12 protein-coding genes and 1 pseudogene are annotated in these 14,411 nt (G+C 67.8%); 8 read left to right on the top strand and 5 right to left on the bottom strand.

Features of this window, described 5'->3' with window-relative positions; all coding sequences use genetic code 11:
* Positions 1 to 419 (top strand): annotated as a pseudogene (locus AOK17_RS30535) (hypothetical protein); the annotation flags it as partial.
* 99 nt (positions 420 to 518) lie between these two features.
* On the opposite strand, the gene AOK17_RS30530 reads toward AOK17_RS30535, so the two are convergent.
* Positions 519 to 902 carry a hypothetical protein gene (locus AOK17_RS30530; protein ID WP_055615807.1) on the bottom strand — a complete coding sequence of 128 codons (384 nt, stop codon included), beginning with the start codon at positions 900 to 902 and terminating at the stop codon, positions 519 to 521.
* Positions 903 to 970: 68 nt separating this feature from the next.
* Between AOK17_RS30530 and AOK17_RS30525 the strand changes: the two genes are divergently transcribed.
* A complete protein-coding gene (locus AOK17_RS30525; RefSeq protein WP_055615806.1) occupies positions 971 to 1,699 on the top strand; it encodes a hypothetical protein in 729 nt (242 codons plus the stop codon).
* A gap of 28 nt (positions 1,700 to 1,727) precedes the next feature.
* Here the strand turns inward: AOK17_RS30525 and AOK17_RS30520 are convergent, their stop codons facing one another.
* From AOK17_RS30520 to AOK17_RS30505, 4 genes are all read right to left on the bottom strand, one after another.
* Positions 1,728 to 2,321: a hypothetical protein gene (locus AOK17_RS30520; RefSeq protein WP_055615805.1), complete on the bottom strand. Its 594-nt coding sequence runs from the start codon at positions 2,319 to 2,321 to the stop codon at positions 1,728 to 1,730.
* A gap of 11 nt (positions 2,322 to 2,332) precedes the next feature.
* The gene (locus AOK17_RS30515; RefSeq protein WP_055615804.1) at positions 2,333 to 6,919 is read right to left on the bottom strand and encodes a DUF6531 domain-containing protein; all 4,587 of its coding nucleotides are present in this window, start codon (positions 6,917 to 6,919) and stop codon (positions 2,333 to 2,335) included.
* Between the two features lie 129 nt (positions 6,920 to 7,048).
* Positions 7,049 to 7,696: a hypothetical protein gene (locus AOK17_RS30510; protein WP_055615803.1), complete on the bottom strand. Its 648-nt coding sequence runs from the start codon at positions 7,694 to 7,696 to the stop codon at positions 7,049 to 7,051.
* 54 nt (positions 7,697 to 7,750) lie between these two features.
* Complete coding sequence (locus tag AOK17_RS30505) at positions 7,751 to 8,356, bottom strand: hypothetical protein (RefSeq protein ID WP_055615802.1); 606 nt, start codon at positions 8,354 to 8,356, stop codon at positions 7,751 to 7,753.
* Positions 8,357 to 8,554: 198 nt separating this feature from the next.
* Here AOK17_RS30505 and AOK17_RS30500 point away from each other — a divergent pair, with 198 nt between their 5' ends.
* The 6 genes from AOK17_RS30500 to AOK17_RS30475 all read left to right on the top strand — a co-directional run bounded on the left by AOK17_RS30500 (position 8,555) and on the right by AOK17_RS30475 (position 14,332).
* Positions 8,555 to 9,547, top strand: coding sequence for a hypothetical protein (locus AOK17_RS30500; protein WP_063997312.1), 993 nt, complete (start codon positions 8,555 to 8,557; stop codon positions 9,545 to 9,547).
* Between the two features lie 311 nt (positions 9,548 to 9,858).
* Positions 9,859 to 10,530, top strand: a complete 672-nt coding sequence (locus AOK17_RS30495) for a hypothetical protein (RefSeq protein ID WP_055615801.1) — start codon at positions 9,859 to 9,861, stop codon at positions 10,528 to 10,530.
* Positions 10,527 to 11,609, top strand: coding sequence for a hypothetical protein (locus tag AOK17_RS30490; RefSeq protein WP_055615800.1), 1,083 nt, complete (start codon positions 10,527 to 10,529; stop codon positions 11,607 to 11,609). Before AOK17_RS30495 ends, AOK17_RS30490 begins: the two co-directional genes overlap by 4 nt.
* Before the next feature lie 123 nt (positions 11,610 to 11,732).
* A complete protein-coding gene (locus tag AOK17_RS30485; protein ID WP_055615799.1) occupies positions 11,733 to 12,032 on the top strand; it encodes a hypothetical protein in 300 nt (99 codons plus the stop codon).
* Between the two features lie 2 nt (positions 12,033 to 12,034).
* Positions 12,035 to 13,315 (top strand): hypothetical protein, encoded by a 1,281-nt coding sequence (locus AOK17_RS30480; protein WP_055615798.1) that lies wholly within the window; start codon positions 12,035 to 12,037, stop codon positions 13,313 to 13,315.
* A 102-nt stretch (positions 13,316 to 13,417) separates the two neighbouring features.
* Positions 13,418 to 14,332 (top strand): hypothetical protein, encoded by a 915-nt coding sequence (locus AOK17_RS30475; RefSeq protein WP_055615797.1) that lies wholly within the window; start codon positions 13,418 to 13,420, stop codon positions 14,330 to 14,332.
* Positions 14,333 to 14,411: the final 79 nt, after the last annotated feature.

Below are 14,411 nucleotides of genomic sequence, written 5' to 3'. Positions count from 1 at the left end.
CGGGGTCGGGGTCGGAGCCGGCGTCCGGCGAAGCGACCGAAAGTGTGGCGTCCGCAGCGCCCCCGGCCGTTCCCGCGAAGCCCGCCTCGGTCGAGACGTACGAGGCCATGGCGGACGAGGGCGGCTGGCACGACGAGGCGGGGTGTCTGCTGCTGTTCGTGGGCATCGGTGGCGTGGCCTGGGCGGTCTCAGAGGGGAACGCCCTCGGTCACCTGGCCGCCGTCCTCGCGGTCCCCCTCGCGATCACGACCTGGCTGGCGGGAGCCCGGCAGGGCCGCGAGAGGCAACGTCTCCGGGAGGCGGCGGTGGCGTACGTACAAGCCCTCTCCGCCGCGCAGTCGGCGGGCGCGAGTGTCCCCGAACTCTCGCCGGTGCTCCGTAAGTTGCTGGAGGAGGAAGCAGAGAAGGCCCGGGGCTGAGTGGAGGCACTGCGTTCTCGGGCCGAGGCATTACGTTCCCGGGCTTCTCAGCATCTCGAACCGCCGGCCGACGCCTCCGCTGCGTCCACCACGCCTCGGTCAGTCCCTCAGCCGCTCCATCGCGAACTCGACGAGTTCATCGAGCCCGGTCTCACGAGGCGCGCTGCCGTGGGCGTCCAACTCCGCGATGTACCAGGCCCCGTGCCATTCCACCCGCCACACCCGGCCATGCCGGTTCTCGAACTCGGCGAAGCTGCCGGGGCCGCCTTCCAGCCGGCCGAACTCCTCCACGAGCCGCCGTGGCTCGGTGAAGCCGCGTCCGGGGTTCGTACTTCTCCCTCCGGTCCGGGTGTTGGCGAACCGCATCTTCAGGAAGGGCAGCGGCTCCCGGCCGAGGTGGTTGAGGTGGAGCATGCGGTAACGGGTCTCCGCCTCGCCGAGGCTCTCTCCGCCAGAGAACTCACAGGCGTACGCCGGGAACATCAGCCGGACGAACGGTCACCAATCGCCGCTCGCCGTCCACCACCATGAATCAAGGAGCCCGTCCCCCCATGAAGCGAACCACCGCCCTGGCCGCCTCCGCGCTCTCCCTGTCCGCACTCGCCTGCCTGACCGCATGCGGTGGCGGTGACTCGGATTCGGGTACGGACGCCGCGGACAAGCCCGAGGCCACGGCATCCCGGACGAAGGAGGTCAGCCCGGCGGACCGGCTGGCCAAGCTCATGATCACGAAGGCCGACGTGGGCGGCTACGCGGTCGAGGAGCCCTCCGACGAGTTCGTGTTCGCCAAGTCCCCGGACGAGGTGACCCTGGACAAGAAGGTGTGCGCCCCGCTGGCGTACGCGATGAACCAACTCCCGCTCGGCGAACCGCAGGCGGACCTCACGCGGGTCGCCTCGAAGGACGGCCTCAACGGCGGCTTCACCTACGTCACGCTCACCGCCTACGAGGACGGCGGAGCGGAGTCCGCCATGGCCGGCCTCTCCAAGGCGGTGGCCTCCTGCGGCGACGGCTTCACCGCCAAGTCGAAGAGCGGCACCAGCCCGTACGACTCGGTCACCGCCGAACCGACCACCAAGTCGGGCGACGAGTCCCTCGCCTTCAAGTCCACGATGACGGTCCTGGGCACCACCCACACCCTCCACTCGGCCGCCGTACGCCACGACGACGTCATCGCGGTCTACTTCTCGGTGGACGGGAGGGCGATCGCGGAGTCGAGGCCGAGCGATGTGAAGCTCGCCGCGGCGGTGGTCGAGGCGCAGAACTCGAAGCTGGGCTGATGTGGGGGCGCTGCCTGAATCAGCCTCATCAGAAACCCCACGGGGCGGGGTGCGGGGAGAGTGATGGATCCTCCGACCAGATCAGCCGGGATTCGAGTTGATCCCCCAGAAGCCGGATGAGGCGTTCCACCATCCAACCGTTCCAGCAGACAGCTGTGGGGAACTGCGGAAAACGGAATGCCGCCAGCTCGACGGGCAGTGCCTCCGGCCGGAACACCGATTTCTTGATCCTGCCGATCTGGTCCGGCGTCGACGAGTGCTGTTCGTCGAAACAGTCGACCACTCGCTCCACGACATGGAGAAGGTATTCGTCCCCTGCGGATCCCTCGATGTTCACCGGCACGAGACGCCCTGCTGTTGCGAGTTCATCCCCCAGGACGTCGGCGATTCGACCGCTGACGACAGGGCAGCAGGGATCCCCGTTGGGAAACTCGCTCTTGGGCCATCGCGGCTCGCCTCCCCATTCGGCGTTGAAGTCGGTGGGCGGCTCGCCGGTGGAGCCACCGAGCTGCCAACGCATGAGTTCCACGGGTGAATTGTCGAAGTGGAGAAGCTGGAACTCCCGCATGCTCGGCAGCAGGCGGTATACGGAAAGGGGACCTTGGTTTTCTGCAGCAGTCATGGTGCCTTCTGTCAGAATGTCAGCCTTGTCCAGCGGGCGGTCGGCGCGGGCATGTTGTTCACCATCTGCGAGGGTGACAGCTCGTGTGTGACCTGCCGCCCGATCTCACGCAGTTCCTGGCGAATGGTGTCGCCGATCTGCTGGTTGCTGAGTCCTCGGGCCACACCGGCCCTCTCCGTTGCGGCCAGGTGCTGGTTGAGTCGCAGCAGGAACGGGTTGCGGTGAGTGAAGTTGTGGGGTCGCGAGTGACCCAAGGGTATTCCATTCGCCGCCTCGTCGATGTCGACTCCATAGCGGCTCAGAATGGCGCGACTGTCGGCGGTGCGTCCGACTGCCCGGTTCAATGTGGAGGGGACGATATGCGCCGCCGCCTGGCCGGCGCCTACCGGACGACCGTCCGCCGCCAGGTTCCGGCGAAGGATCGCGGAGTGGCATATGAGGCCCAGATAGTCGATCCACCGGAGCGGGTTGGACACATAGGCACGCGGGTTGGGCCCCGCGTCCATACCGAGCGGGTCAGGACTGACGTAGGAGGCGGTGACCGGATCGTAGTGTCGAATGTTGTTGTACTGCAGTCCGCTCTCGGGGTCGAAATACTGGCCCGGGAACCGGAGTGGCGTGTAACCGGTCGCATCCGGATTCCACGTGGTGATGCCCCAGAGCGTGGCATCGGCTCTCCACGCCAGGTCGCCCGCCTCGTCGACGAGTTCGGCCGGGGCGCCCACGAGGTCGGTGACAATGGCGTAGAAACGCTCGTCGATCACGGCCTGTGAGACGTCCTTCGGCATCGTGCGCTGTGTCTGGGCGACGGGTATCAGGCCGTCGCGGTCCCAGGTGAGCGTCACCTCCTCCTGACCGCCGAGGACCTGGGTCGTCTGTTCCACCAGGTGAGGGCCGTCCCAGGTGAACCGTGTCTCTTCGACGACGGTCGCCTCCGCACCGGGAACCCCGTCGGACGCGAGCCGCTGCTTGGCGACACGACGCCCAAGAGAGTCGTACAGATAGCGCCAGCGGGTGCCGTCCGGAGTGGTGACCGCCGTGAGTCGGTCCTCGCCGTCCCAGGTGTAGCGCCAGATGTCCGGCTTGCGTGACAGCCGTGTCCTGCGGCGCAGGACGACCCGTCCGGCGGCGTCGTACTCGTAGTGCACGGACCCGGCGCGCGTGACGCGATTGCCGTCGTGGGCCCGCTCTCCTCGGGCCTCGGAGCCGGTGAATCGCTCCGGCCAGACCGCCTGGGTCTGGTTGCCTCCGGCGTCGTAGGCATACGACTCCGTCCACTCCGCGGCGCGCACAGCCGTGACACGGCCCACCGCGTCGAGGTCGAACCCGCGGTGGCCGGTGACCCGGTCGTCCATCGAGGCCGGACTGCCGTCGGCCCGGTAGGTGTAGGCCCGCCTGCTCAGCGGCGGTCGTGAGGCTTCGGGAACGGTCAACGCCTGGACGGTCAGCCGGTGATCGGCGTCCCAGGTGTGACTGAGGACGGAGCCCCCGGCGCCCAGCTCCCGCGCGGTCTCGCGGCCGAGTGCGTCGTACGTGGAGGTGAGGGCACGCCCCGAGGCGGTGAGGACGGTGCGGTTGCCCGCCGCGTCATAGGCGAACGTGCTGGTGACACCGGTCGGGGTGGTGCGCCGGACGGGTCGGCCCAGGGCGTCGTACGCCGTCGTGAGCGCCCGACCGTCCACGGTCTCGGCGGTGATGCGGCCGGACCGGTCGTAGGAGTACGTGAGGGTCGCGTCGGGGCCGACGGACCTCAGAACGCGGCCCGCGGAGTCGTGCGTGAAGACCGTCGTCCTGCCGTCCACCGTCTTCTCGGACTGGTTGCCCGCAATGTCGTACACGAACGCGGTGGACTGACCCAGCGGATTGGTGCGGCTGAGGACCTGCCCGGCGGCGTCGTACGCGTAGACCACGGTGCGGCCGTCGAAGTCCGACTCGGAGGTGAGCCGCCCCGCCGCGTCGTAGGTGTAGTCCCAAGTGAGCCCCGTGGGGGCCGCGGCCCGGACCAGCCGGAGCTCGGCGTCATGCGTGAAGGTGTGACGGGCGCCGTCCGCGGTGGTACGGGAGGCCAGCACGCCGAGCGCGCCATAGGTGTGGCGGGTGACCCGGCCCAGGGCATCGGTGTGGGTGAGCAGGTTGCCCTCACCGTCGTAGGTCCAGGACTCCGCTGCACCGTCGGGCCCTGTCACGGACGCCTTCAGACCTTCGACGGTCCAGGCCAGTCGTGTGGTGGCACCCAGCGGGTCGGTGACGGTGAGTCGTCGGCCGAAGGAGTCGTACGAGGTACGGGTCGTCGCACCGAGCGGGTCCGTCACGGAGACCGGCCGGCCCGCCGGGTCGTTGATGAAACTCGTCACCGCGCCCAGCTCGTCCGTCACCGACGCCACGGCACCCGTCCGGTCGCGGGTGAACCGCGTGACGGCTCCGTCGGCGGCCGTCAGCGAGGTGCAGTTTCCCCGCTCGTCCCACTCCTGCCGCATGACCGCGCCGTCGTAGCCGGTCATCTCGACCGCCTGGTGCAGGCCGTTGTACGTGACCGTTGACGTGGCTCCGTCGGGCAGGCGCACGGTGGTGAGGTTGCCCGACCCGTCCCACTCCTGTCGTACGGTGCGGCCCAACGCGTCGGTGCGGGACAGCAGTTGATCGTGACGGTCCCATTCCTGGTACACCGTGTGGCCCAGCGGGTCGGTCTCGGCGATGAGCTGGTACGCGTCGTTGAACTGGTAACGGGTGGTGTACCCCAGCGAGTTGACGGACGCGGAAGCCTGGGCCTCCTCGTCGTACTCGAAGGTGTAGTCGAGGATGCCGTCGACACCCCGGGCGGCGACGCAGCGATCCGCGCCGTCGTACTCGTACCGGTACCAGGCACCGGTACGGTCCTCCCAACCGGTGACGCGGCGCTGATCGTCGTAGAAGAGACGCTGCGGCAGCCCGGAAGAGTTGACGATCTCGGCCAGGTTGCCCCGCTCGTCATACGCGTAGCGCAGGAGCGTGGGCTTCTCCGGGTGGTTCTGAAGCGTCAGCGCGATGACACGGCCGCTTTCACACGTCACGCCGACGCGGTAACCGCCATGGTGGGCAACCTCGTCCGGAAGGCCCTCGCCGTCGTACGTGATCGAAATCGTGTTGTCGTTACGGTCGCTGACGACGGCCAGGGGCAGCTCGCCCACGGTGCCACGGGGCAACGGCCGGAATTGAAGCGTCACACCGGTCTGCGGCTGATGCACGGTGAGCGCGCCGCCTGGGGCGCCGTCCCAGCTCAACGGCCACTGTGGTCCCTCCACCGGGAGAACGGCCACATCGGGCTCCGGTACGGGATAGACCAGGACCATGCCGTCGGCGGTTTCGAACTGCACCCCCGTGGCGTCGAGTCGCAGCCGCTGGTCGAGCGTGGAAGTCCAGCCGCTCCCGAAGAGACGGCCGCTGCGGACACCGGTGCGGTAGTGGCGCTCCAGCACGAGAGGCAGGACGCCATCCAACTCGACATCGGTGGCGGACATGACCATCTGGCCGGTCGCCATGTCGATGGGATCGCCACAGGTGAAGAGTTTCTGCATCTGCCGGCCCATGGCGCGTGTGCTCCTGCCGAGCCCCTTGGCCCCCAGGGCCATGCCCTTCAGGCCCACCTTGCCCAGGCCTTTCAGTCCCTTGGCGAGGCCGCCGAGGGTGGTGAGGCCCTTCATGCCGGGTATGCAGTCCAGCGCGGCGAAGGCCACATCCAACAGGGACGCTTGGCCCTTCATGTATTTGTTGAGGGTGTCGGCCAGGACGACAAGCGCTGCGATGAGGACGATCGCGCCGAGGATGGGCCCGCCGATGATCATCGCGATGATGCCTAGGACGGCCACCACGACCTTGCAGACGGCGACGATGGTGTCCCAGTTGTCGGTGAACCAGTCGCCGACCTCCTCGTACCACTTGCGGTTCTGAATACCGGCGTCGGAGGCTTCGTCGAGTTTCCGCTTGGCGTCTCCGGCGGCGTCTTCGCGCATCTTCCGGGCGTCGGCCGCCATCTTCTTCGCCGCGTCGAGGGCGTTCTGCGCGGTGGTGACGTCGGACTGGGCGGAGGTGTGGGCGTCCTTGGCGCTCTGCGCGTCACGGGTGGCGGCGCGGACCTTGGACTCGTCCGGCTTGGGGACGTCCTTGCCGGCCGACCCGGGGTCGTCCTTGTACTTGTCCGCTTCCTTGTTGGCGCGGGTCACCCATGAATCGGCCGACGAGAGACGGGACTTGGCAGAGGAGAGGTCCGCCTGCGCCTCCCGCCCCTGGGCAAGAGCCTTGTCCGCGAGGGCCTGCGCCCGCTCCAACTGCGGCCAGTACGCCGCCAGCGCATCCCCGGCAAGGTCGTACGACTTCTTCAGCTTCTTGAGATTCTTCGGAACGCCGGAGAACTCGTCCCGGAACACATCGGCGGTCTTGCCCACCATCGTCAGGACGGCGTCCTCGTCCGCCATGCCCTTGACCAGACGGAGAGCGTCCTGCACGTCATCGGCGAAGTCGTGCAGGCTCTTCGCCAGGGACTTGACCCGTACCGGATCGCCCGGCGTCGGATCCTTCTCCAGGTCCAGCACATGCCAGTCGGTCGGCCGATAACCCGCCATCACGCAACCCCCGTCACGCCAACCCCGTCAACCACACATACGCACAAGTGAAGTTACTGGGTACGGGCGTTCGATGAAAAGGTCACGAGGGCGGCAAGGCCCAGTACAGGGGTTCCGCCCTGCCCCGCCCTACTCCGCGAAGCGGAACGTCGACGTGATCGCGTCGAAGATGTCGAAGAACGAGTCGGCGAGGTCGAGCACCTGGCTGCTGCCCGCGACGAGGGCGACCTTGCCCTCCTGCCCCGGGACGGGGATGAACGTTTGCATGAGCACGGCGCGGATGGTGCGCTTGAGGGCGTCGTCGGGTACGGGGATGTCCTCGATGCCGTACGTCCGCGCGGCCGGGCCGACGCCCGGGATGTCGACCGTCGTGACCTTCCGCCACGCGTCGCCCTCCTTCTTGGCCTCACGCACGGCGAGCTGGCTCGCGATGACCTGCGGGTCGGTGGAGAGGGGCTCGCCGGCCTGCGTACGCCCGCCGACGAGCGAGACGGTGATCGAGCCGGTGATGGGGGTGTCGCCGCCGAAGCTCTCGGCCATGCAGCCGCAGTACAGCGCGCCCGACTTCCAGGCGTCCCCCGCGGCCTTCCGGAGGAAGGCGGTGTACGTGTCCTGGTACTTGGCCAACTCGGGCTGCTGGCGCACCCGTTCGGCCACCATCCGCCGGATCGAGTCGTCCCGCGATTCGGGCCGCACGTCGAACTCCCACCACGACTCCGGAACCTTGATCCGGAAGCCGCCGCGCTCGATGGTGAGCGTCTCCATGTAGCGGGCCATGTGGTTGATCTCCCCCGGTTCCGAAGCAAACTGCAGTCTGATGTGCGCGCAAGCCTACGAGGCCGCGTACGCGCGGTCCCAGCGGCTCATTCGTACGCTCCCCCAGGTGCCCATCGCCACGGCGGCGAGGACGAGGCCGGCGATGAGTCCTCCGTACGAGCCTGACTCGGCATCGGTCACCGGGCCGGCGACGCCTTCGGGGTCGTACCGGACGCGCAGGGTGTCGCCCTTCGACACCGAACGGCAGCCGTCGCCCTCGGAAAGCCTCGGCGAGATCCTTGTGCCGTCCGTCCGCCGCTGCAGGGTGCACTGGTCGGTTCTGGCGTCCTCTATGTCCACGACCGTGGCCGTGGTCCACCGCCCGCGCTCGGCGAGCGCCGACTGCTGCCCGGCCTCACCCGCCACGACGCCCAGTGCCACGCTCGCGACCACCGGAACGATGAGCTGCCACGCCATCTTCCGCCGGGCACGCGGAACGCGCCGCAGCCCGAGCATCGGTACGAGCACCGCCGCCAGCGGCAACAGCAACCATGCCGTCAGTACGGCCACCCCGCCGACCCAGGACTTCAGCGGCATGGCGGGGGCGAGCCAGCCGAGCCCTGCGGATCCGAGGGCGCAGGTGAGGCTGAAGGCGAGCCAGCGGGCGGTCTCTTTCGACATTCGGGCAGCCTAGGGCCCGAGTTCGGGGACCCTCGACGGGGTGCGACAGTCAGGCTTCAAGGGCGCGCCCGACAGTACGGGCCCGGCGGGTGGGCACCTGGGGCGGCGTGGCAGAGTGAGGCGCTGACAAGATCCACCCAAGAGTTGGTGGCCACCCGGCAACCGTCGGCGACCGCCGCCCGGAGGATACGCACAGCGATGGAGCCGGACTACTGGCAGCCCGATCCGGGCGAGACCCTGCTCGCCCGTACACCGGTCACGTTCGCCACGGGTGCGGCGATGCGCGTACGGGGCAAGCGCTGGTTCCGCGATACGGAACGCAATGACATCCAAGGTGAACTGAGCGAGCTGGCGGGCTGGCCGGAGGGGCCGGTCCACAGGGTCCGTTCGAGCGGCGGTGCGCTGGGGCTCAACGTACTCAAAGGCGGAGCGATCACGGTGGGTGTCGTGATCATGGCCGCCCTCAGCTCTGCGGGAGGCAATGTCGGAGGCGGCGTCCGGGGCTCCGGCTCGGGCACCACCCGCGACCGGGCCGACGAGGTCGAGGACTTCCCCGTGATGTGGGCGGCGCCGGACACGATCGCCCGTACCCTCCCCTGGCAGCTGGATCCCGGACGCTGCAAGCAGAAGCACTACCGCACCCACGCGATCCTCACCGACCGGCGTCTGCTGATCGTGGGCCTTCCCTTCGCCGAGAAGCACAGGGAGATAGTCAAGGACGAGGTGCTGTGGGAGACCCCGCGGTCCGCCATCGGCACGGTCGAGCGCCGGGACTTCAAGGACGGTGACGACGTGAAGGTCGTCTTCACCGACGGCTCCTGGTGCCGGCTCACCTGCTTCCGACGGGAGTGCTTGACGCGCCACATCATCGATCAGCCGGATCTCGTACCCCTGGACTCGCTCACCCCGGCCCAGCGCAGCACGGCCGAGGCTTTCGCCGCCGCTCACGCACCGGATGCCGGGCCGCCCTTGATCACCCGCAATCTGTGCGGCTGCTACCGGGTCGCGGCGCTGGCGCCCAGCACCGCGGACGGGTTCTTCGGTATCTCCGACCGCTCCATCGTCATGGACGCCGACGGCACCGAAGTCGACCTCCTCAAGCAGCACTGGGAGGACTTCTCCCCCGAATCACAGGAGGAGCTGCGGAGGCTGCATCACCGGCCGCCGTCCGGTGTGGTGTCGGCGAAGTGAACGGCTGCTTCTGACCGTCACCTGCGGGCTCTTCGGCCTGGAGCGGGCCGCGACAAGGACGCCCTTCACGGGGAGCGTGACGGCGAGGCCGCGTTCGCGGAGTTCGCGGGTGGCACGGCGGGCGGTCGGCATTCGGTCGGCGTTCGCAGCCACTGTGGGACCCGACACGATCAGGCCACAAGCGCCGTCGGCTTGCCCTGATTCCTCCCTGTCCGCCCAGCCATGCAAGGAAGTTCGCTGTAGCGAAACTGATCGCCCCACAGATACCGTCATTGCTCTTGACTGCACCTTTGTCTCACGGGGAGATCACTGTGAAGCGCCGTTCTTTGCCCGTTGCTGCCGCGCTCGCCGCGACCGCAGCCCTGCTGCTGACGGCATGTGGCAGCGGGGACGACAAGTCCAGCGACAACGACAAGATCGCCGGCGCCGACCAGGGAGCGGAGAAGCCCGAGAAGTCGACGGAGCCCTCGGGAGCACCGGCCGAGGACAAGCCTGACGGCGTGGATGTGTCGCTGCCCAAGGACATGAATCTGGTCTTCGACTGGAAGAAGCCGAAGGACAAGACCGAGGCGGCAGCGATGGACGACGCCGCCAACTATCTCCGCGCCATCTACCGCGGCGTCGACAAGCGCACGACCAAGGATGCGGCTGTGGCCGCCTACGCCACCGGCGAGGGGCTCCACTACGCGAAGGTACAGATCAACGAATGGATCAAGGGCGGCTGGACCGCCACCGGCACCCGCCGTCACTACGACGCCACCACACGGTCCGCCCCGAACGGCAAATCCGTGGAAGTCGCGTTCTGCGCGGACACTGGGAAGTTCTTGGGCAAAGAGGTCAAAACCGGGAAGGTTCTGAAAGCTGAGCCCAGCGCGAAGGACTTCGGCTACTACAAGATCGTAATGGTCAAGTTGCCCACGAGCGAGAGCCTGTGGCAGGCGTCCAAGGTGTTCGTCGAGACGGGGGCGGAGCAGTGCCAGTGAGCAGTTCACCGCGCAGGGTCCTCGGCACCAGCACTGCAGCCCTGACGCTCGCGGTCGGCGCTCTCATCCTCACGGCGCCCAACTCCGCGGCGGAACCAGTGGATTACGGCAAGGGTGGCGGCACGAAGGAAAAGGGCGGCAGCGACGAAACCGGCATCTACGCAGCCGCGCGAATCCAGTACTCCGGAGCCGTAGCCAAGGGCGGCAGCGGAAACGTGGCCTCCTCCGACGTCAACTGGACGCCGCCGCCCTGCTGGTACGCCCCCTACCTCGGCGCCAAGGACTTCAAGAAGAAGATGTCCAAGGACATCGACACCTCGAAGAACACGCCCGGCATGGGCGGCACCGCCGGCTCGGCCATCGGCGAGTTGGAGCGTCACTACGAGGACGACTACGGCTGGACCGACACCCCCGGCTACAAGGACTACAACGTCGAGAAGGACGGCGAGGGGATGTTCTGGGCCGGCGTCGAGAACCCCGACGAGCCGGACTATCTCAAGCGGAAGTCGTGCACCGACCTGCCCTTCTGGGTCGAGAACGGCGAGGCCCCGCCGCCCCAGCACGAAGAGGCCATCACTCCGGAGATGCTCGCCGCCCTCGCGTACCAGCACATGGAGCTACCCGACACCGAGGTGACGCTGGCTCCCGAGGCCATCACCAAGGTGAACCTGCCGACTTGGGCCTGGCTCGACGACGCGGCCTTCGACGAGGTCCAGGCGACGGCAGCCATCAACGTCCCCGGTTTCAACATCGAGGCGACCACGACCGCCACTCCCAAGTCGCTCACCCTCGATCCGGGAACCGAGGACGCCACGACCATCCCGGCCAACGGCGAATGCCCCATCGTCGACGGCAGGATCGGCGAGCCCTACGCCAAGGGCAGGTCCGACGAGACGCCTCCCTGCGGCATCGTCTACGGCCGCTCGTCCAACGGCGGCACCTTCCCGCTCAAGGCGTCCCTCACCTGGGAGATCAGCTGGACCGGCACCGGCCAGGGCGGCCCGGTGGGCCTGCCCGACGGCACGATCGAGGCCGTCCAGGACATCACCGTCCAGGAAGCACAGGCCGTCAACCGCTGAGCAAGAGCGAGGGATACGCGGCCGGTTCACACCCCACGGAGCCGGCCGCGACCCGCGCCGACCACTGGTCTCCCCTCTCTCCCCCCCCCACTGACCAACCACTCAGGGAACCTGGACCATCACATGAGTGACCTGCGTCTCGAAGACACCGTCTTCGAAGACCTGAAGAAGACCTTCTCGACGATCAGCGACCGTATGGACTCCGCGCGCCGCACGCTCCGCGGCGCCGACGGCTCCGCGGTCGGCCAGAGCAAACTCGTCGAGGAGGTCCACGAATTCGCCGACGACTGGGGCTACGGCATCAAGCAGCTCGGCAAGCACACTCAGGGTGCCGTGAAGATGATCAACAAGATAGGTGAGGAGTTCGGCAAGCTCGATCACGATCTCGCCGAGTCCCTCAAGACGAAGAAGAAGGGCAAGTAGTCGTGGCCGGCAAGCGCCCCGCCTTTCCGAACATAGGCTGGGATCCGACGCCGGGAGACGTCGACGACACCCGGGACCTCGCCAAGAAACTCGGCGGCCTGGCGAGCGATCTCGGCACCACTCTCCGCGAGTTGGAGCGGATCGAGGCCGGTGCCTGGAAGGGCAGGACCGCGGTCGCCTTCACCGAGTACGTCGGCAAGGACGTCACCCCGCTCATCCGCAAGAGCCACGACTCCTTCGACAAGGCCTCACGCGCCCTGCACCGGTGGGCCAACGAACTCCTCGACTTCCAGGACGAGGCGAACCGGCTGGAGAAGTCCGCCGGGGAGAAGCTGGAAGCCAGGGAGACCGCCCAGCAGAAAGCCGACGCGAAGGGCGACGGCAAGGGCAGCGAAGAGCTCGGCAAGGCCTCCGGCGCGGTCGACGAGATCACGGGCAAGGTCCACGACCTCGAGGACCGTTACAAGCGGGCCGCCGGCAACGTGAGCAAGGAACTCGACAAGGCCGGCGACATCGCGCCCGACGAGCCCGGTTTCTGGGACAAGCTCACCAAGGGCGTCTCGGACGCGTGGGACGCCACCGGACAGTGGATCAAGGACCACGCCGACATGATCAAGCTGATCGGTGATCTGCTGAGTGATCTGAGCGCCGTGCTGGGCATGTTGGCCATCATCACTCTGCCCTTCCCACCGCTGGCGGCGATCTTCGGTACCGCGGCGCTCATCGCGAGCGGTCTCGCACTGGCGGCCCACGGGTTGGCCAAGTGGGGCGGGGCCGATGTGAGCTGGATGCAGATGGGGCTGGACGCCGTGGGACTGATGCCGGGCATCGGCATGTTCAGCAAGGGGATCAAGGTGGTCGGCGCCGGCAAGGCCACGGCGATGGCCGAGAACCTTGGCCAGGGTTTCGCGAAGACCTCGATCGGCAGCTCACGCATCCTGATGGCCTTCGGCAAGAACGCGCGGGGACTCGAGGGCGGACTCGGCAAGGCCGGCCTGGTGAAGATCGGCGGCAAGTCCGGCGACGTCTACGAGGTCGCACACGCGACCAGTGGCCTGAAGTCCCGCATGGGTGGGCTTGCCGCCGCCGGTTACCACGAGGGCCAGTGGCTCGGTTCCAAGGGCCTCAACATGATCCCGGGTGTGAACATCAACCCCTTGGGCGCCGGTATCGCCATCGACGCGGGAGCCAAGATCTTCCCCAAGATCACAAGCATCCACCAGCACGTCGGGGATGCCCTCTTCCCCGGCGACCAGTTCGAGAAGTCGGCCACCGGAGGCTGATCCTCCGGACCGGAGTGACAGTGACACAGTGAACCGACCAGGACGAGCCCTCCTGACTCGCCGCGCTCCTCCCCCACGCCGTGTAAGGAAGTGCATACGGAAATGACCATCTGGCAGCCGGAACCCGGCGAGACGCTTCTGGGACGCGCTCCGATGACGTTCGCGACAGGCGCAGCCATGCGGGTCAAGGGCATGCGCTGGTTCCGCGACACCGAACGCAACGACATCCAGGGCGAGCTGCCGGGCTGGCCCGAGGGACCGGTGTACACGACCCGATCCACGGGGGACGCGGGCGCGAGGAGCACCGTGAAGGGAGCGGCGATGGCAGTGGGCGTCGCCGTCATGGCCGTCCTCAGCTCCGCCGGCGGCAACGTGAGCGGATCCGCCGGTCCCGACTCGGGCAAGGACACACCGGACGACCGCGAGAACGAGGTCGAGGACTTTCCTGTCATGTGGGCCGCGCCCGGCACGCTGGCCCGCACCCTGCCCTGGCAGCTGGATCCTGCGCGCTCCGACGAGAAGCGTTACCGGACGCACGCGATCGTCACCGACCGCCGACTGGTCGTCGTGGGCCTCCCGTACCACAAGAAGGACTCCAAGATCATCGAGGACGAGGTCCTCTGGGAGACCCCCCGGTCCAACATCAGCGAGGTCGAGCACAGGGACTTCAAGGACGGGGAGGACGTCAAGATCGTATTCTCCGACGGCTCGTGGTGCAGGTTGAGCAGCTTCCGACGGCAGAGAGTAACCGGGTATCTCATCCACCCCTTCGAAGTGGTCCCGCTGGACAGCCTGACGCCGGTACAGCGCGGCGCCATCGAGAATTTCGTCGCGACGGCCCACGCCCCTGACCTCGGAACCCCCGTGGTCACTCGTCGCTCCGCCGGCTACTTCCGGGTCGAGGTTCCGGTGCCGAGCGAGCTGAGCTCCTTCTTCGGCCTTGGCAGCCGCAGTCTGGTCATGGACACCGACGGGGTCGAGGTACCGCACAAGGACATCCGCCCTGAAGACCTCTGACCCCTGCCCGTACGCCTGACCAGAACGGCCCCGCCTTCCCAATGACTCCCCCCACCGAGACGACTAGCCCCCTTCCCCT

Origin of the sequence: Streptomyces phaeochromogenes, assembly GCF_001418655.1 — a bacterium.
In the GTDB taxonomy this organism is placed as follows: domain Bacteria; phylum Actinomycetota; class Actinomycetes; order Streptomycetales; family Streptomycetaceae; genus Streptomyces; species Streptomyces phaeochromogenes.
This window is presented reverse-complemented; position numbering and strand designations above follow the sequence as displayed.

Excerpts from the sequence above, each read along its gene's own strand:
- AOK17_RS30525 (WP_055615806.1), top strand. The coding sequence starts at position 971 with ATGAAGCGAACCACCGCCCTGGCCGCCTCCGCGCTCTCCCTGTCCGCA.
- AOK17_RS30500 (WP_063997312.1), top strand. The coding sequence starts at position 8,555 with ATGGAGCCGGACTACTGGCAGCCCGATCCGGGCGAGACCCTGCTCGCC.
- AOK17_RS30505 (WP_055615802.1), bottom strand. The coding sequence starts at position 8,356 with ATGTCGAAAGAGACCGCCCGCTGGCTCGCCTTCAGCCTCACCTGCGCC.
- AOK17_RS30510 (WP_055615803.1), bottom strand. The coding sequence starts at position 7,696 with ATGGCCCGCTACATGGAGACGCTCACCATCGAGCGCGGCGGCTTCCGG.
- AOK17_RS30530 (WP_055615807.1), bottom strand. The coding sequence starts at position 902 with ATGTTCCCGGCGTACGCCTGTGAGTTCTCTGGCGGAGAGAGCCTCGGC.
- AOK17_RS30515 (WP_055615804.1), bottom strand. The coding sequence starts at position 6,919 with ATGGCGGGTTATCGGCCGACCGACTGGCATGTGCTGGACCTGGAGAAG.
- AOK17_RS30475 (WP_055615797.1), top strand. The coding sequence starts at position 13,418 with ATGACCATCTGGCAGCCGGAACCCGGCGAGACGCTTCTGGGACGCGCT.
- AOK17_RS30485 (WP_055615799.1), top strand. The coding sequence starts at position 11,733 with ATGAGTGACCTGCGTCTCGAAGACACCGTCTTCGAAGACCTGAAGAAG.
- AOK17_RS30520 (WP_055615805.1), bottom strand. The coding sequence starts at position 2,321 with ATGACTGCTGCAGAAAACCAAGGTCCCCTTTCCGTATACCGCCTGCTG.